Genomic DNA, 19912 nt, shown 5'->3' on the forward strand with positions numbered 1-19912 from the left:
TTTTAAAGAAATAATGCTTTTCCCTAAAAGTTCAATTGAATAGAATCAAGCGCGTTCTCTTCTTCCTCATTGCTGCCGCTCAATCCGATATGTTCGATTAGAATGCTTGGCTGTTCCAAAATCGCCGATAGGATGTGTAAGTAGTCGTTTGATAAAACCTCGATTCTGCTTTTCTTAAACAGTTTTTTCGAATATTCAAACAGTCCGTGATAGTTGTCGCGGTCCGCCTGAATCGACAAGGTCAAATCGAATTTGGCAACCGGATGATGAAATGGATACGGCTTGAGTTGAAGGGAATCGAAAGTCAATTCAGCATGATCAAGATTTTGCAGCACAAACATCGTATCGAATAAAGGATTACGGCTTGAATCTTTTGGAAGATGCAGATGCTGAATTAATTCTTCCAATGGATAGTCTTGATTTTTATAGGCGTTCAGCATGTTTTCTTTTACTTCGTTTAAGTAGGCATCAAATGTTTTACGGCCCGCCGGGTGATTGCGAATGACTAACGTATTGACGAACATTCCCACGACCGGCTCTACATCCAAATGAGTCCGCCCGGCAGATGGCGTTCCTACGATAATATCTTCTTGTCCGCTGTATTTGGATAAAAGAATCGTATAGGCTGCCAATAAAATCATATACAGTGTTGCTCCTGTGTCTTCTTCCATTTGGCTTAAACGCTGTTTCAAGTGTTCGGGTATAAGAAATTCAAATGATTCGCCTTCGTAATCGCGTATGGCAGGCCGCTCATAATCCGCAGGCATATCCAGTACAGGAATATCACCGTGAAACTGATCCAGCCAATACGCTTCCTGGCTCTTGATGTTCCGTTTCTGAATGTCCGATTGCTGCCAAACTGCAAAGTCTTTATATTGAATAGAGAGCGGGTCCGGTTCGTTCCCCTCGTAGATTCGGCTTAAATCTTTCATCAGAATATTGACGGACACGCCGTCAGAAATGATATGATGCATATCAACCACAAGCACGTGCCGCGCAGGTTCAATTTCAATCAGTCCGGCCCGCATCAGCGGCGGTTTGGCTAAGTCAAACGCTTTGATGAAATCAAGCACACGGTCTTCCGCTTCTTCTTCGCTTGCTTGAATTCGTTCTATCGTAAAGTCGACGTTCTGATGAATACGCTGTGCCGGCTCGCCTTCATATAAATCAAAGCTGGTACGCAACGCTTCATGACGCGCGATTAATTTTCGGAAAGCGGCGTTTAACCGTTCGGGATCGATCGTCCCTTCCACATTCATGGCACCCGTCATATTGTAAGTCAGCTCGCCGCCTTCTGTGTGACTTAACAAATACATCCGCCTCTGAGCTGAAGAAACCGGATAATATGGCATTTCCTTTGCAACCGGAATCGGTACATATCGATTTTTGTCCATGTGTAACGCCTTGTCAGCCAATTGTTCAATGGTAGGAAACTTGAATATGTCTTTGAGAGACAGATTCACATCCAGCTCTTTGTGAATTCTGGCGGCTAAGGCAGCCGCTCGGATGGAGTTGCCTCCGAGATCAAAGAAATTATGTTTGATCCCCGCATGGCTTATTCCGAGCACTTCCTTCCATAAATCTGTCAGTTTGGACTCCGTCTCATTACCCGGCGGAACATATTCAGCTGTCTGCTGCAGACTCGCTTCCGGTGCAGGCAGTGCCTTACGGTTTATTTTCCCGTTGGATGTTAACGGCATATGCTCCAGATGGACAAAATAGGTCGGAACCATGTAGTCCGGAAGCTCCGATGACAATTGTTCCCTAAGCTGCGCAGCCGCTATAGGCTTGTCGCTTACGTAATACGCGCATAATTGTTTTAAGCCGTCTTCTTCTTCTTTCACTGTAACCGCGGCTTTTTGCACCGCTTCCGCGTTATGCATTGCTGCTTCAATTTCACCAAGCTCGATTCGGTGTCCCCTGATTTTGACTTGTTCATCAACGCGCCCAATATATACAAGATTTCCGTCCTTCAATCGCTTAGCCAAATCCCCTGATTTGTACATCTTCGCTCCCGGGACATACGGGTTTTCAACAAATTTCTCTGCCGTTAAATCCGGGCGGTTCCAATACCCTCTGGCAACACCCGGTCCGCTGATATATATTTCGCCGATTACCCCGATCGGAACCAGGTTTCTGCTTGCATCGGCCACATAAATATCCGTGTTGGCAGCCGGAATGCCGATCGGTACAAATTCCCGCTTGTCCCGTTCTGCGTCGAAGTGATAAATCATACATCCGACGACAGCTTCCGTCGGTCCGTATTCATTGAAAATGTCCAGCCGGCCTTTAAACTGCTCGCTGACACTTTTGGTCAGACTGGTGCTTAAATTTTCTCCGCCGACAATCATTTTCCGTATTGCGGTGCCGCCAGCGATGTTCATCTCCTTGATGACGTGCAGATGTGCCGGGGTCAATTTAATCATGTCTATTCTTGAGTCCCCCATAATCTCAGAAAGCACAGCGCTTTTGTCTTCGCCGTCAAAGACAATGATGGTATTTCCCGTAACCAGCGGTGTAAATATCGAGGTCACAGTCAGATCGAAAGAGATGGAAGAGTATAATGGGAAGTTGGTTTTCTCACCTCTTACATAAACCTCTTTCGCCCACCAAATATAATCAGCCAGCCCCTGATGCTCAATGAGTACACCTTTTGGATTTCCCGTGGAACCTGACGTATAGATCATGTAGGCCAAATCATGCGCATCGCTGTCCGATTCAAGATTCGAGTGATCCTCATGGTATGAGTTTTCCTCATCCAAAAGCACAACGTCACCATCATACGGTAATTGATCCAGCAGGCTGCGCTGTGTCAACACAACCTCCGCTCTTGAATCTCTCAGCATATATTGGATCCGATCTTCCGGATATTCAGGATCAATGGGCACGTATGCGCCGCCGGCTTTCAGAACAGCCAAAATTCCGACAATCAGCTCGATCCGATGCGGGCAGATGATAGCAACGAATTGATCCGCCTGTACGCCTTTTGTCCGTAACGTCCGCGCCAATCGGTTCGCCCGTTCATTGAGCTGTCTGTACGTATACCGCTCATTGCCAAAAATAACGGCTTCATGATCGGGACTCTGTTCCGCCTGCATTTCAAACCACCGATATACCGTTTCCTTATGCGGATACGGCGTCTTTGTGCCATTACACTCCGTCAGCAGTTGATGACGTTCGGTTTCAGACAGCATAGGAACAGAAGACAATGTCATCTCCGGCTGCTCAGCAAGGCTGTTTAAAATGGCGGTATAGTGTCTGGTGATCTGTTCAATGGTGTCTTTTGTGAATCGTCCCGGTTTATAATCAAAATGCATCTCTATCTGTTGACCGGCATCTTCGATCGTGAGCATCAAATCATATAAAGAGACCCCTGGATTTCGTTCTTTCACTTTAAATGTACATTCATTGTGCCGGATTTCATGAAATTCAATGTTTTGAAACACAAACATCGTGTTAAACAGAGACTTTCCGGTTGTTTCCCGCTGTACATTTAATTTCTCCACAAGCCGGTCGAATGGATAGTCTTGGTTTTCGAAAGCGTCAAGCGTCTGCCGCTTTACTTCTTCCAGATAATCCGTAAACGTTCTATTGGCGTGAGGCTTCGTCCGGATTCCAATGGTTTGTATGAAAATACCGATGATCTTTTCGATATCCGGATGATTTCTTCCTGAAGCAGGCGTGCCAACGACAATGTCTTCTTGTCCCGTATATTTATGAAGCAGCACATTATAGGCGGCCAGAAGCACCGTATAGAGAGTCGTTTCCGCCTTTTGTGCCAAGTCTTGAAGCGAACGGATGACATCCGGCTGTAAGGAGCATGTCACACGCTGTCCCTCAGAAGACCGTTCTGCTGCTTTGGAACCGTCTGTCGGCAGGTCAAGGATGGGAATTTCGTCTTGAAATTGTTCCAGCCAATATGTCTCCTGCCGCTTCATGGCATCGTCATTCAGCCGTTGGTTTTGCCATTCTGCGAAATCTTTATATTCAAATTCAATGTCCGGTAATGGTTTCTGATGATATAAAGCCAGCAATTCATTTGTAAGGATGTTGACGGAATAACCGTCCGAAATGATATGATGCATATCGATGAGCAGTTCGGCCTGCTCGTTTTCAATCTTGATCAGCTCCGCACGAACTAACGGAGCTTGGTCCAGGCGGAACGGTTTTACAAACCGATCTGAATAGGCATCAAACTCATCCCGGCTCATTGTCCGGACATGAACGTTAAAATCAACTTCGTTTTCAAGTTTCTGAACGATATCGCCATCTATAATGTCGAAATACGTGCGAAACGCTTCGTGCCTCTGCATCACTTGTTGAAGAGATGAGATCAGGGCTTGCTCATCGTACTTCCCTGTTATTGATATGTGGCCGAACATATTTTGCGCCAGCTGATCCGGTTCCAGTTGGTGCAGGAAATATACTCTTTGCTGTGCCGGCGATGTCGGGTAATACGCTTTTTTCTCAGCAGTCTTCATCGGGAGGTACACGACTTTCGTTTCGTTCTGAATGAAACGTGCTAATTCCTTAACAGTCTGGTGATTGAAAAATTGTCCGATGGAAACCTTTTGATGAAATGTCTTCTGAACTTTGGAAAGCATAAGCGTCGCCTGGAGTGAGTTTCCCCCCAGAGCCAGGAAGCGGTCTGATCTGCCGACCCGTTCAAGGCCGAAAAGCTCCTCCCAAATCCGTGCCAGCTGCCGCTCCGTTTCATTTACCGGTGCCTCGTAGGCTTCAGTAAAATTTGCCGTATTGCTTGCTATTGAAGAGACCCGCTTCTGGTGTTCGGCGTAAAGTGCTTGTAAATCTTGCTGTTCTTCATCGGAAAACATCATCATGGCGTCAAGAGGGATTGAATCTCCCTCAACCATTTTTTGCAGCAATTTTGTAAAACCCGCTCCCCACTTTTTCATGATTTCCGGACTGACGACGTTCGTATTAAAGTCGAAATCAAGAACATATTCTTGATGCGCGTCTGTTATGTTAAGAAATAAATCGTACAGGGTGCGTTTTACCGGGTATGCAACAGGCTCCGCCTCCGCCTTTCCGAAATGCAGCTTTCGAAAAGGCCTGTCTAAATTAAAGATAATACGCATATCCGGCATTTGATCGTGCGGAAGCTCTCTGGCCACCAGTGTCATCGGGACGGCTTGGTGCCGCATTGCAAGGTTCACGCTTTCTTTCATACTGCCAAGATAACCGGATAAAGTGCTTTCTGAAGAAGATGTGTTCTTCACCGGAATCATATTGACGCAATTTCCAATCAGATCATGCTGTTTCATATGCGATTGACCTGCAGCGGGGATCCCGATCACAAGGCCTGACTGTTTGGTAAGCCGGTGCAGAAAAAGATGAAATGCGCCCAGCATCGTCACAAATACGCTATTTTTCATCTGAATGCTTAATGACCTTAAAGCCTCGCTCAATGGCCGTCCAAGCCTGACGGTACACCGGTCTCCCTCATACCCGTTCGGATAACGGACAGAAGCTGTGCTTGGCAGAATTGGCTGCTGTATCGGTTCAGAGAAATGACGCCGCCAATAACGGACCCCTTCTTCATAATGGCCGCTGTCAATCTGTGCCTGCTGCCAGTCTAAGTATTGGCGAAACGAAACATCTGCCTCTTTCGGCGAAATCGGTTTTCCTTGTACTATTGCCGCGTAGTTGCTCTCCAGTTCTTGAACAAAAACGGCGATTGACCATCCATCGGCAATGATATGATGGAACGTGAGCACAATCAGATGTTCATTGTGAGCCGATGTAAGCACATGGATTCTAAACAAAGGCTTTTGTTCATGGAAATGAAACGGCCGCTTGGCATCTTCTGTCAGCCATTTTTGGATTTCCGGCTCCCGATGTTCATGCGGGAGACCGGTAAAATCAATGACAGGTATATCTATATTCATCCGTTCCTGCACTTGCTGTACCTCGTCATCGGGATGAATCACCGTACGTAAAGCTTCATGACGGTCAACGATATGCCGGACGGCTTGTTTTAATGATGTATACTGCAGTTCGCCCTTCACTTTCAGCATAATGGACTGGTTTAAAGCGGCGGAAGCTTCATTCCCGTAATGGGATGCCATAACCAACTGCTTTTGTTCAGGTGAAAGCTCGCGCGTCCCGGACATTTTACGACCTCCGCCATCAGGGGAATCCGGGCCTTCCGGAATAAATCCGCCTCGGCGAAGATCCTCCACCGTGTCTTTCACCGCTTGAATAATATTTTCGATATCATCCGCGGTATGCGCCACAGACAAGAAGCAGTTGCGTCCCTCCCATACATAGACCCCTTTATAGTTGAGATGGTAAAAGAACAAGTCATTATCAAGCGATGAGACAAATCGGAATAAAGAACCGAATCGAACCATGCGGATAGGCACTTGCGCTTGTTCGAAGCAGTGATTCAGCTCATCGACCAGGTAGGCTGTTTTTTGATTAAGCTGCTCATACAGATGTTCTCCCTCGGTTTGTAAATGGCGAAGGACGGCTAATGACATCCTCATGGTAAGCGGGTGAGTATTGAAGGTGCCGGCCACAAACGTGCGTTTCGCCTCGTCTTGCGGGTAGGAATCGTCCCCATACTGCCAGGTACCCCCGTCGATCGCATTCATGAACTCAGCTTTTCCGGCAACTACCCCTAACGGCTGTCCGCCGCCGATGATTTTTCCGTAGGTCACTAAATCAGCCTGAATGCTGAACCATTCCTGTGCGCCGCCAAGACCGATCCGAAATCCGGTGATAATTTCATCCATAATCAGAGCTGTTCCGGATTGCTGCGTGATCGCCCGCAATTCTTTCAAAAATGCCTGCGGCTGCAAATCCGGTCTGCGGCTTTGTACCGGTTCCACCAGTACGGCTGCCAATTCATCACCAAGACTGCGGATCACATCCAGCGAATCGGGATTGTTGTAATGTAAAATAATCAAATCATCCATAAAGCTCTGCAATATGCCCGGAGCCAGCGGATTCGCAGACGCAGCCCCGCCTTTTGTGCCGGCAACCCCTAATACGCCGTCAAACGTCCCGTGATAAGATCCTGAGAACGCCACGACTTTCTTTCTTCCTGTTGCCGCCCGCGCCAAACGCAGGGCAACCATGACAGCCTCTGTTCCGGAATTATAGAAAGCGACCCTTTCCACTCCGGTACATGTGCGGATCCGGTCGGCAACTTCACCGGCGACATCTGACATCGGGCCCAGCGGAGGCAACGATGAACGGGTTGAATCATCGATAACCTGTGTAATAAAGGAAGGATGATGCCCGAAAAGGTTAACCCCGAATCCCATGGTGATATCGATATATTCATTTCCGTCAATATCCCACATTTTAGAACCGTCAGAACGTTCGGCGATAATCGGGTATACGATTTCCTTCCAATACGAACGGAAGCTGGACAAATTGCGGTTGTTTGCATGAGCAAATCGGGTATTGTCCGTATATTGTTTGGAACCTTTCGTTTTACCTGCGTATTTCTTGATGAAATCTTCTAAGTATTGTTTTTGCCGTGCGGTATAGTGTCCCTGATCATTCAGGTTCTGAGGCTGGAAAGGAACATAGGGTTTCGCTTCTTGAGCCGCTTTCTGTTCTGCATTGACGGTCGGAGGCCCCTGCTTGACAGAAGGAATTGATTTCTCTTGCGCTTTAGCGTATTCTTTCTCGTCGGAATGATGTCCGCTGTTTCTCAACAAATTAAAGCTATTTAATTGAGCTTGCAAGGCATCCTGAATTAATTGATTTTGAGATGCGATTATTTTTTCGAGCGTATGCTCTTGATGACCATCTCTGCGATCCGATTCAGGCTGCGCTTCTGAAATGACCTGTTTTTCCTGCGCCGGAACATTCTCTTGAGGCGGAGCGGATGCAAAGGACGATGGAACGGTATCAGCCAAGTAATCTATGACACTTTGAAGGTTGGTCAACGTATCAAAAAAACGATCCATCGGGATATCTACCCCAAATTCGTCCGCGATGGCTTTTTTGACCTGTGACAGCATGATAGAATCCATTCCGAGCCCGATAAAATGAGCATTCAGATCGAGTTCCTCTCCCCTGATCCCCGAAGCATTGCTGATTACAGTTTTCAGGAAGGATTCAATATGCGCCTTCGATTGATTGATATTCAATGCCGCTTCTCCTCTCTTTTCGCCCTCGTTTAAGCGCAACTGATCAGCTTCAGCCCAGCATCGGCTCCGTTCAAACGGATACAGGGGCAATGGCGTCTTTTGTACAGTTTCACCGGAATACAGCGCGCGCCAATCGATAACGGCTCCTTGCACAAATAATTCGGCTGCGCGATTCAGCCATGTGATCCGTTCATCTTGCGTACGTAAACGCTGCTTAATCAGAGCGGCTGCTTGTTGATTCAGCTCTTCTTTATGAGCAGGCAGCATTTCCTTCATATTCTTGTAACCGATGTATACACCGGGAAGGTTTCTGTCTCCCTGAATCAGGCGGGTCAGCTTATCCGATAATTCTTGCTTACCGGATACAATCATGGCAATGCCATGATCCAAATGAGCCCTGCCCGTACTTGCTGTATAGCAAATGGACTTTAATGAAGCTTGGCTGTCATCCGATACATATTGCCGGTACTGCTGTGCGAGTTCATAGAGTGACTTTTCAGTATGAGCGGATAAAACAAATAGGTGCGGCTCATGTTCATCCTCGGGTGCATACTCACTTTGAAAAATATATTCTTCCAATACCACATGAGCATTCGTTCCGCTAAAGCCAAATGAGCTGACTCCGCCTCGCAGCGGCTCATCACCCGATGTGAACTCCGAAACTTCCTGATTCACATAAAATGGTGATGAGTGAAAATGAATGAGCGGATTAGGTTCATTAAAGTGCGCTAACGGCGGATTTTTCTTGTGATTCAGCATGAGGACAGATTTGATCAGCCCGACGATGCCTGCCGCTTCAAACAAATGGCCGATGTTCGATTTAACAGAACCAATCGCACAAAATTGTTTTTTTGCCGTATATTTTTCAAACGCTTTACAAAGCCCGTTAAATTCAACCGGATCGCCGAGCTTCGTTCCGGTGCCATGCGCTTCGATGAAAGACAGTGTTTCAGGAGCAATGCCCGCGTCTTTCCAGGCCGTCTCAATGACCTCAGTCTGAGCTGCCGGATTCGGTGCTGTAATCCCGGCGGTTGTTCCGTCTTGATTCAGCGCGCTTCCCTTGATTACGCCGTAAATATGGTCTCCGTCGCGAACAGCATCCTGCAAAGGTTTTAGCAGGACTGCGGCCGCGCCTTCACCTGTGCCCGTGCCGTCTGAATCTTTGCTGAACGTTTTCGTGTACCCGTCCGAAGATTCCATATCAAGTCCGATACAGATCGGCAAGAGCGATGTCCGGATACCGCCGGCAAGAGCCATTTCACAATCGCCGGACATTAAAGATTTACATGCCATATGAACGGCGGCAAGCGATGAGGAGCATGCCGTATCCACTGTGACCGCCGGCCCTTTTAAATTTAAGAAATAAGCGATTCGGCTGGCTAGCACGGAAGGGAGATTGCCCACGATATATTGATGAAGTTCATCCGGATAATTCGCAGAAAGGAGACGTTCATAATCGTAGCCCACCTTCGAGTACCCCGCATATACCCCGACACGGCTCCCGTTCATGCTGCCGCCGGCATAGCCCGCATCTTCAATCGCATGCCATGCAGACTGCAAAAACAGTCTTTGGTTAGGGTCCATAAACTGAGCCGCTTTAGGAGCTAAACCGAAGAACGAATAGTCAAAGCGGTCGATTTCATCTAAATAGCCGCCCTTCACAAACTGACTCTCATTGAACTCGCTTTGGATGGACTTTAAATAATCCGCCGCATCTTTCAGCCGGGATTCGGGGTATTCTCGAATGCTGTGCTCACCTTTTTCAAGCAGATTCCAAAAATCACTTTTCGTTGACGCTCCCGGGACATTGAGCGACATCCCGATAATGGCGATATCTTTCGGTGTCACATGGCTTGGTTTCGCTGCCGCGTCCTGCTTGATTTCAGCCCGGCTTTCAGACAGATATGCCGCTAAATCAGTGATAGAAGGATACGTAAAGAGATCTGAAACGGCAAGCTCGCGTCCGAATTTCTGTTCTATGCGCTCGGCAATCTGCGATAACTGTAATGAATTTGCTCCCATATCAAAATAACTGTCAGCGAGGTGAACCTTTTTTCCATCGAGCACTTCGGAAAAGATAGACAGCAATTCCGTTTCTATCTCATGAATGGGTGTCTGTCCGGATGTTTCCGGGCTGCTCTCCAAACATTCATTGATAGCGGCAGACTCTGTTGAAAAATTCCCTGCCTCATACTGTCTGGCAAGTTCGTAGCGTTTAACCTTTCCGCTGGTTGTTTTAGGGAGTTTTCGGATCGGAAGGACTTCTTTTATGCTCCAGCCGCCCCGCTTGTACAAATGTTTTTTTATCTCTTTGACAAGCGGTGCAAATTTTTCAGGTGATTTTTTGTAAACAACAAAGAGCACGATTTCTCCGCTTTGCGTTTTTTGATCATATACACCGCAGGCGGCAACCCTACCTAAGTCAACCTCTTCCATTTCAATCGCGACCCGTTCAATATCGTGCGGATAGATATTTTTTCCGTTCACGAAAATAATGTCCTTTTCTCTTCCGGTTACGACTAAGTTACCACTTTCACTAATAAATCCGAGGTCTCCCGTTTTTACCCAGCCGTCAGAAGTCAGCGCTTTTTCCGTACTCTCGGGGTTGTTGTAATACCCTTGCGTCACATTGTCTCCTTTGATTTGGATATGGCCGATGATTCCGTCTTCTACTCTTTCATTTGTTTCATCGGAGATCCGAAGCTGACAATAGTCAATAGGTTGTCCCACCTCGACGAATGAAGCGCAATTTTGGTCCTCTTTGCTGACTTTTACAGCTCTTTCACCAAGATTTAAATAGTCACGATGCAAATAAACAGGAACGAATTCTTTACCTATTTTAGAGAACGCTGCGCCAACCGAAGCTTCCGCTAAACCGTAAACATTCAAAATGGCGGATCTTTTCAGATTGAATGCTGCGCATCTTTTCAAAAATTCGTCACACAGCTCCGGCAATATCGGTTCTGCACCGTTTGCGATGACCTTGATGTGGGATAAATCCCAGTCTGGTTCGTTTTTCAGAAATTTAAGGAAGTAGTTGTACCCGAAATTAGGAGATGATAGAATACTGGCTTTATGTTCATGAGCTTTTTTCATCCAAAGAATAGGTCTGCGAATAAATAACTCTGTAGGCATTAGATTTTGATTGATTCCGGTTATGAAGGGAACAAGGTGGCAGGCGATGAGCCCCATATCATGCGTTAAAGGCATCCATGATAAGAAAGAGTCTTTCGAATGAACGTGTAGGGCATTCCCAATGGCGCACGTGTTATGTATTAAGTTGTGATGCGTTAACATGACTCCTTTTGGATCTCCTGTCGATCCGGAAGAAAATTGGATAAAGGCGAGTTCATCCGCATCAGGTTCATAAAATGAAGCGGGGTAATCGTAGGTTTGATCTTGAATGATGTCAGATTTTTCGTTTAATTGGTGATGGAAATCCTGTAAATCGTGTTCTGCAGCGTATTTCTTTATTTTGTCCAATACTTTTTCAGAGGCAATCAGAAACGGATGATTTAATATATTCCAAATGCGCCAGACCTTCAGCTTATGGTCATCATCTTCTCCGATACTGACCGGCACCGGAATCATTCCTCCTAATATACAAGCCCAAAAAGCAACGACAAATGATTTGTTTTCTTGGATTTGAAATACAATTTCCTGCTTCGGCTTAATGCCGAGATGCTGTAAATAGCCAAGATACCCTTGCGCCTCTTCAAACAATTGGCGATAAGAGACAACCGTCTCGTTTTTATCGGATTCGATAAAACGGATCCCGCGATCAGAGATATTGCTTCTTTCCCGAATGACTTCTACTAAGGTTTGGAATTGACTGGTATACATAGGTCCCCTCCTGGGCGCTTTATTTTAAAATCCGCAATTCTTCCCAAGCCGGAAGCTGTTTAGCTTCACAAATTAATTTGCATAAATGGATCGAATGTTCGAGTTCTTGTTCTGAAAGCACGTCTTCATGCCTTTTCATTCTCTCTTTCAGCTCTTGGATTTGCGTAAATAATGGCGTCGTCATATTGGAATAAGCCGCTGAATCCTTGTTGTAATTTCGCGCAATGACGGATTGAATCATCAATTTATTCAGTTGTTTTTTGCGTAAATGGACAATATGTTTCTTTCTTTCCGCTGAATTGGAAAGCGGGGGAATATCAGATGTCTGTCCTAAGGGATAAGGTACAATGTGATTCGTTGTTTTTCTCAGCAGACCGGCTAAGACATTGTTCGGACCCATTTCGATGACTTCTGTGACTCCATGTAAAAGCAAGTAATGCATCGATTCTGTCCATCTAACCGGCATCGTCATGTGCTGCTTGAGATGTTCGCTGATCGAATTTCCGCTGCTGTAAGGGCGCGCGGTGACATTTGAAATGATCGGCCATGCGGCATCCCGGAAGGAATACTGGTGTAATACAGTCTGGAATTGTTCGGAGGCTGATCGTATCATCGAACTGTGAAAAGGCGCACTGACATTCAAATAAGTGTATGCCGCACCCTTTTCCTCCGCCATCTTGATGACACGTTCCACAGCTTGCCGGTTTCCGGAAATCACATGCTGCTGTTCTGAATTCATGCAGGCTACACCTGCCGGAAAGTCTTCCGTCGACACTTTCGAACATATTTCCTGCAACGTTTGAAGAGAGAGGTGAGTCACGGCAGCCATCGCCCCCTGCTGTTGGGGATCTGCATTTTGCATAAGAATTCCCCGCTCCCTTACAAGTGTAACGGCATCCCGAAAAGAAAGGGCGCCGGCACAGACAAGCGCTGAATATTCGCCTAAGCTATGGCCTGCCAGGAAGCGGGGCTTCACCCCTATTTCCTGCATATACACTTGAAAAGCAATGACACTGACCGTTAAAATAGCGGGCTGCGCGTTCATTGTCTTTGTCAATTCATTCATATCTCCGTTAAAACACAGTTTTTTTACATCCAAGGAGATCGAATCGCTCGCTTCTTCAAATAATCTCTTTGCGAGCACAAAATCATTCCAAAATTGTTTGCCCATTCCTACAAATTGAGACCCTTGTCCAGGAAATAAAAAGGCAAGATTGTTCATGAGATTCCTCCGATCATATTGAACAAGGGATACAATATCCTACAAAATATCCCTTTATCTAACATCCTAGCATGATTATAACAAATGTGTATAGAATACTTTCGGAGGAGTTATTGTTCGTTTTCACAAACGAATTAGATATATTTATTCATAAAATAAAACATGGGGGTTTCACCGAAAATCAGTCTTAAAGAGAGATGATGAAAGCCGGCGTGGAGCCTGTTACCGGCTCTTCTTCACTTAGAACGCGCTCTTCATGTTTCATATGTTTTAGGGCTATTGGCATTATTGTGTCAGAAATTACATATTTTCTGTTTATTGTAAAAATTCATTTGTATATCTGTGAAGGATTGTAAACTGATTGCGCTTGATTATAAATGCGGCGAAAGAGATGGATCTGGATGGGGAAAATCCGCAAGGGCGAAATACGCCGCAGAACATGTGAATGACCCAGACTGGATACCGATTGACGCAGTAATCGGCCTATTGAGTGAACAAGGTTTTCAGGCATAAAAAAACAGCCGTTCAGAGCGGCTGTTTTTTAATAAAGGATAAGAACTATTGAGCGGTATACCCGCCATCCATGACTACGGCCTGACCTGTGACCCCTTTTGCTTTGTCGCTGGACAAAAATACGGCGTAATCAGCGATTTCCTTCACTGACAGCAGCCGTTTTTGGGGAACGAGCGGAAAGATGACGTCCTCAAGCACCCGCTCGTACGGTACATTCCTTGTTGCGGAAATGTCCTTTAACTGATTGCGGACAAGCTGAGTGTCCACATATCCCGGACAAAGCGCATTGACGGTAATGCCGTCAGCCGCGCCTTCAAGTGCGCCGACTTTCGTTAAACCGATGACGCCGTGCTTGGCGCTGTTATATGCCGCTTTCCCGTGAAAACCGATCAGTCCGTTGACAGACGCCATATTAATGATTCGACCGAATTGCTGTTTTTTCATAATGGGAAATGCATGCTTCATTGCGATAAATGGCGCAGTCAGCATGAGACGAATGAGCCGTTCAAACTGTTCGGTGGGAAATTCCTCGATGGGCGCGACATGCTGAATGCCGGCATTATTCACAAGGATATCGAGACGTCCGAATTGTTTCTCGACCGTCTGCAGCATGTCGGCCACTTGCTTTTCATTTGTTACATCGCATGTGATGCTGACTGCTTCACAGCCTTCATCTGTCAGTCTTGCCGCCGCTTCTTTCCCTGCTTGTTCGTTTACATCAGAGATGATGACAGCTGCTCCTTCACGGGCGAATTCTTTTGCGATTTCAAGCCCGATTCCTCCGGCTGCTCCTGTTACAACGGCTGTTTTTTCAATAAGCAATGAATGCATGACGGCACCTCCTCATTTTGGTCTGACCCCGTTTTTTAACGACTGGCTGACAGTAAAATGACCTTCTGTTTTCTCAAAGACCTCCTCCATAGTTACACCTTCCTGCAGTTCGGTGAGCGTCATACGGCCATCATGAAAATCGAATACAGCCAAATCTGTGATCAGCCGATCGACCACCTGCCTGCCGGTTAAAGGCAGCGTACATTCCGTTCTCACTTTAGATTCCCCATATTTATTAACATGCTCCATAATGACAATAATCCGTTTTGCTCCGTGGACCAAGTCCATGGCCCCGCCCATTCCTTTGATCATTTTTCCTGGGATCATCCAGTTCGCCAAATCTCCCCGTTCGGAGACTTCCATCCCGCCGAGGATCGCTACATCAATGTGGCCGCCGCGAATCATGGCAAAGGATTCGGCACTGTCAAAATACGAGGCTCCCTTTACCTCGGTAATGGTTTCTTTTCCTGCATTGATTAGATCGGGGTCCTCCGTTCCTTCCGCCGGATAAGGCCCGATCCCGAGCAAGCCGTTTTCAGACTGAAGCAGGACGTTATAATCATTCGGTATCTCATTGGCTACAAGCGTCGGCATCCCTATCCCCAAGTTCACATTCATTCCGTCCTTAATTTCCTTTACAGCCCGTTTGATCATTCGTTTTCTGCTATCTCTCATTCTGTCAGCCTCCTTTATCATGCTTGCCGGACGGTGCGGCGTTCAATCCGTTTTTCATGAATCCCGCCGTGCAGCACGTGCTGCACAAAAATACCCGGCGTATGAATTTGATCCGGATCAAGCTCTCCGGCATCGACGATTTCTTCAGCCTCTGCAATCGTCACTTTGCCTGCCATTGCAGCGAGCGGATTGAAATTTCTTGCCGTCTTTCTGAACATCAGGTTGCCCAGAGGATCGGCTTTCCAGGCCTTTACGATGGCGGCGTTCCCTGTAATCCCTTTCTCCAGAAGGTAGGTGCGCCCGTCAAATGTCTTATGTTCTTTTCCCTCGGCTACTGATGTTCCGACGCCTGCAGGTGTATAAAACGCCGGAATGCCCGCCCCTCCCGCGCGAATTCTTTCTGCGAGCGTTCCTTGGGGCACCAATTCGACTTCCAGCTCCCCGCTTAAAAACTGCCGTTCAAAGGTTTTGTTTTCTCCCACATAGGATGCGACCATTTTTTTGATCTGCCGGTTTGCAAGCAAGAGGCCTAACCCCCAATCATCAACACCGCAGTTATTACTGACAACGGTCAAATTTTTAACACCGCTGTCCCTGATCGCGAGAATTAATTGTTCCGGAATACCGCACAGGCCGAAGCCTCCTGCGATGAGGGTGTCTCCGTCCTTGATCAGTGCAGCAGCATCTTGATAAGAGTCCATCACTTTTCCTTTTCCCATATTCGTTTCCCCTTTCTGTTTTGGCTACACAAGGCCCGTCAGACTGTAAATGGCGATGATGACAAACACAGCGGCTGTTTTAATGACGGTAATGGCAAAGATATCCCTGTAGGATTGGCGGTGGGTCAACCCGGTGACCGCGAGCAGCGTAATGACGGCGCCATTATGCGGAAGAGTGTCCATCCCGCCGGAGGCCATCGAAATCACCCGGTGCATGACCTCCGGCGGGATGTGGAATGTATTGATTGCTTCTGTATACGCTGCTGACATCGTGCTTAAAGCGATGCCCATTCCTCCTGATGCCGAGCCTGTAATCCCGGCAAGCGCAGTGGTCGTCACCGCTCCGTTGACGAGCGGATCAGTAAACGTCTGCGATATGCCGCTGCTGACCATTTTAAAGCCGGGAAGCGCCGCAATGATGCCGCCAAATCCGTATTCGGCTCCTGTATTCATCGACGCCAGCAAGGCACCCCCGATGCCCTCATTCAGTCCTTCTTTCAAATTGAAGAGGACTTTTTTCCAATCGAACAAAATCGTTGTCATGATTCCGATGAACAGTGCGAGTTCTACTGACCAGATCGCAGTGACGGAGGAAAGGTCAATTTTCCCGAACGCTTCTAAGCCGAGCGGCGCAAAATCAAATCCGTCAGGGTACCAATGCGGGAGCCACATCGTGAAGCATTTGTTCATGACCCCCACAAGGATAAGCGGAACAAAGGCGAGCACTTGCCGCGCGGGGCTGGGTTCTGTCTCCTGCGGTAAAACAGGCGTATGTTTTTCATTAGCCAGACCTGAGGATTCCTCTGCAGCGGAAACTTCAGATTGAAATCCAGCATAGCCTTCTCCGGCATTGGCCGCTTTTTTGCGCCGGGATTCTAAATAAATCATTCCGGCCGTAAGCACAAATGCTGCACCAATCAGTCCGAGCCAGGGAGCGGCATAAATGTTTGTTTTAAAAAAAGCTGTCGGAATGACATTTTGAATTTGCGGTGTGCCGGGAAGCGCATCCATTGTAAATGTAAAGGCGCCTAATGCAATCGTACCGGGTATCAGACGCTTGGGAATATCAGCTTTGATAAATAGGTTTTTAGCAAACGGATAGATGGCAAACACCGCTACGAAGAGACTGACGCCGCTGTACGTTAAAATCGCACCCATTAAGACGATGGCGAGAATGGCTCTTTTTGCTCCCACAAGCTTGACGATTGTTTTTGCAATCGACTCAGCGAGCCCCGATATTTCAACAACCTTGCCAAAAACGGCCCCTAAAAGAAATACGGGAAAATACAGCTTAATAAATCCTACCATCTTCTCCATAAATATATTCGAGAAGAAAGGAAGTACGAAGCTTGGATCTGTCAGGAGCACGGCAAACAGCGCACAAATCGGGGCGAATAAAATGACTGAAAAGCCCCGGTAAGCCGCAAACATCAGCATGCCTAATGCCAATAAAATAATAACAATGTCCACAAATCCCCCTCTTTTCTGCTCAATGTTAGTAAGCGCTTACAAAAATCGAGAAAATAAAGCAAAAACATGCCGGTTTTGCACAGTTTTTGAGGCTGAAAAAATGTGCATTATGGTGAATTCTCCGTTTTGGCGAAAGAAAAGGAGACCCTTGCTGCATTATATTGATTGGCTGAGCAGTGAGTTTTTTTAGGGATAGTGAGATGGACCAGAGAGGATTTTTGCTTTATAAATATGTATTCTTTTTTCTTTCATTTATTTCCTGCAAGAGGAACCGATAAAATCCGGCCCTCCTGCATGGTCATTCAGCCAATGACAACCGGAAGCTCTTTGAGCGACCTAAAACCAATGAGCTTGCGGTATTCAAGGCGGTGTGCGGCCAGCCGAAGTTTAGGCATCCGCTCAAACAGTGTGAGAATTGCAATTTGTGCTTCGATGCGCGCTAATGAGGAGCCTATGCAAAAATGGGCGTTCTTTCCGAATGCAAGATGCGGATTCGGTTTTCTTTGGATATCCATTTTGTGAGGCTGATCGAATATGCTTGGATCGCGATTGGCTGCCCCTAAAAGGATATATACCTGCTCTCCTTTTTTTATGGTCTTCCCATTTATTTCGCAGTCTTCTGAGGCGGTGCGTGCCGTCAGCTGCGCGGGGCTGTCGTAGCGCAAACATTCCTCGACAGCAGTTTCAATGAGCGAGGGGTTTTCTCTCAGTGCGCTAAGCTGTTCAGGGTGTTTCAATAAAGTAAACACACCATTGCTTATGAGGTTTACCGTCGTCTCGTGTCCGGCTATGACAAGTAAGATACATGTCGCGAGCACTTCCTCTTTTGAAAGCTGTTCCTCCATAATAAACCTGCTGATCAAGTCTTGCTGAGGGTGAGCTTTCCGCTTGTGAATCAAATCTCTGAAATATGACGTCAGCCTGCCTGCGGTGTCGCTTGCTCTGACTAACGTCTTTCTTGATCGGGTAAGATCAATGGCCTGAATGACGTCTGCCGTCCATTGTCTGAATTGATATCTCTCCTCTTTCGGCACTCCGAGTATCTCCGCAATGATAAGGCTTGCCAATGGAAAGGCAAACTCTGAAACAAGGTCCGCGTTTTTTTTGATTTGGACTTGATCCAACAAGTCATGAACCGTTTCGTTTATACAGGGGCGAAGTGATTCCGCCGTCTTTGCGGTAAATTCTTTACCGATAAGCATCCGCATCCGCTTATGGTCTGATTGATTTTTAAATAACAGCATATCGTGCTGGATATGCGATAGATTTTGATATTTCGTTGAAGCTTCCGGAAGAGGAATACGGTTTTTAAATCGGGTGTCTTTCAGAATCGCTGCCGCTTCTTTGTACCCGGTGACATACCAGCCCGGATATTTTAATACGGTTCCTTTATAAACAGGATCAATGGATCGCAGTTTGTCATAAAACGGGTAAGGGTCATTCCAAAAATCCGAATCCGCATGGAGAGACGGATGTGCAATCGATAGGCCTGCCGTCATCTCATACCTCCGGATTGCAGGCCGGCTTTCATTTCTTCAACGGATTCGACTTCAAAACCTAAATCATGGAGCATTTGATGATCCTCTGTTTCATGCTGCCCTGCTGTCGTTAAGTAATCTCCGACGAAAATCGAATTTGCGGCATAAAGTCCCAGCGGCTGCAGCGAACGAAGGTTGACTTCCCGGCCTCCTGAGATACGGATTTCTTTTGACGGATTGATAAAACGGAACAAGGCGAGCACTTTCAGGCAATACACCGGATGTAATTCGCTTACCCCTTCTAACGGGGTTCCGTCAATCGCATGCAGAAAATTAACCGGGATGCTGTCGGCGTCAAGCGCTTTTAAGCTGTTCGCCATATCAATGACGTCCTGTTTCGTCTCTTTCATGCCGACGATGACACCAGAACAAGGTGACATCCCCGATTGTTTCGCCGTTTCCACTGTATTGACCCTGTCGTCATACGTGTGGGAGGTCGTAATGTTTGAGTGATTCCTTTGTGATGTATTGATGTTATGATTGTACCGGTCTACTCCTGCCTGTTTCAGCCGCTCTGCCTGTTCCGGCTTCAGCAGACCGAGGCATGCGCAGATTTTTAAACCGTACGTTTCTTTAATTTCTTTGACAGCATCAACAACTTGATCTACTTCTCTGTTTGACGGTCCCCGCCCGCTGGCGACGATGCAGTATGTCCCTATATTCAGGTCGTGGGCGCGTTTTGCCCCCTTTAGCAATATATGCTTATCCACCATCCGATAAGACTCGATCGGCGCTTTTGATATTGAAGATTGTGAACAGTACCCGCAATTTTCCGGACACAGGCCTGATTTTGCATTCATAATCATATTCAGTTTTACTTTTTTTCCGTAAAATCGTTTTCTGATATGAAAAGCGGCATGCATCAGCAATAAAAGATCCTCATCAGGACAATTTAAAATGGCCAGCGCTTCTTGATTCGTTACTTCCGCCCCGTCCAGCACTCTCTCTGCAAGATCCATCCATTGATTCATG

The 19912-nt window shown here is 46.8% G+C and carries 8 protein-coding genes; all 8 read right to left on the bottom strand.

Annotation, left to right across the window (positions count from 1 at the left end; genetic code table 11):
* Positions 1 to 23 precede the first annotated feature (23 nt).
* The 8 genes from bamA to bioB all read right to left on the bottom strand — a co-directional run bounded on the left by bamA (position 24) and on the right by bioB (position 19911).
* A complete protein-coding gene (bamA, locus tag SB847_RS04895; protein ID WP_410577409.1) occupies positions 24 to 11972 on the bottom strand; it encodes a bacillomycin D hybrid PKS/NRPS BamA in 11949 nt (3982 codons plus the stop codon).
* Between the two features lie 19 nt (positions 11973 to 11991).
* Positions 11992 to 13194, bottom strand: a complete 1203-nt coding sequence (bamD, locus tag SB847_RS04900) for a bacillomycin D biosynthesis malonyl-CoA transacylase BamD (RefSeq protein ID WP_410577411.1) — start codon at positions 13192 to 13194, stop codon at positions 11992 to 11994.
* A gap of 558 nt (positions 13195 to 13752) precedes the next feature.
* Entirely contained in the window at positions 13753 to 14538 is a 786-nt protein-coding gene (locus tag SB847_RS04905) for a 3-hydroxybutyrate dehydrogenase (protein ID WP_410577413.1), read from the bottom strand.
* Positions 14539 to 14550: 12 nt separating this feature from the next.
* A complete protein-coding gene (locus SB847_RS04910; protein WP_007410136.1) occupies positions 14551 to 15213 on the bottom strand; it encodes a CoA transferase subunit B in 663 nt (220 codons plus the stop codon).
* Positions 15214 to 15230: 17 nt separating this feature from the next.
* Entirely contained in the window at positions 15231 to 15932 is a 702-nt protein-coding gene (locus SB847_RS04915; RefSeq protein ID WP_017417905.1) for a CoA transferase subunit A, read from the bottom strand.
* A 24-nt stretch (positions 15933 to 15956) separates the two neighbouring features.
* Positions 15957 to 17402, bottom strand: a complete 1446-nt coding sequence (locus SB847_RS04920; RefSeq protein ID WP_410561969.1) for a GntP family permease — start codon at positions 17400 to 17402, stop codon at positions 15957 to 15959.
* 302 nt (positions 17403 to 17704) lie between these two features.
* Positions 17705 to 18901: a cytochrome P450 gene (locus SB847_RS04925; protein WP_032875109.1), complete on the bottom strand. Its 1197-nt coding sequence runs from the start codon at positions 18899 to 18901 to the stop codon at positions 17705 to 17707.
* Positions 18898 to 19911, bottom strand: coding sequence for a biotin synthase BioB (bioB, locus tag SB847_RS04930; RefSeq protein WP_410561966.1), 1014 nt, complete (start codon positions 19909 to 19911; stop codon positions 18898 to 18900). Before bioB ends, SB847_RS04925 begins: the two co-directional genes overlap by 4 nt.
* Position 19912 lies beyond the last annotated feature (1 nt).

The organism is Bacillus sp. SIMBA_026 (assembly GCF_046535335.1).
Lineage (GTDB): Bacteria > Bacillota > Bacilli > Bacillales > Bacillaceae > Bacillus > Bacillus velezensis.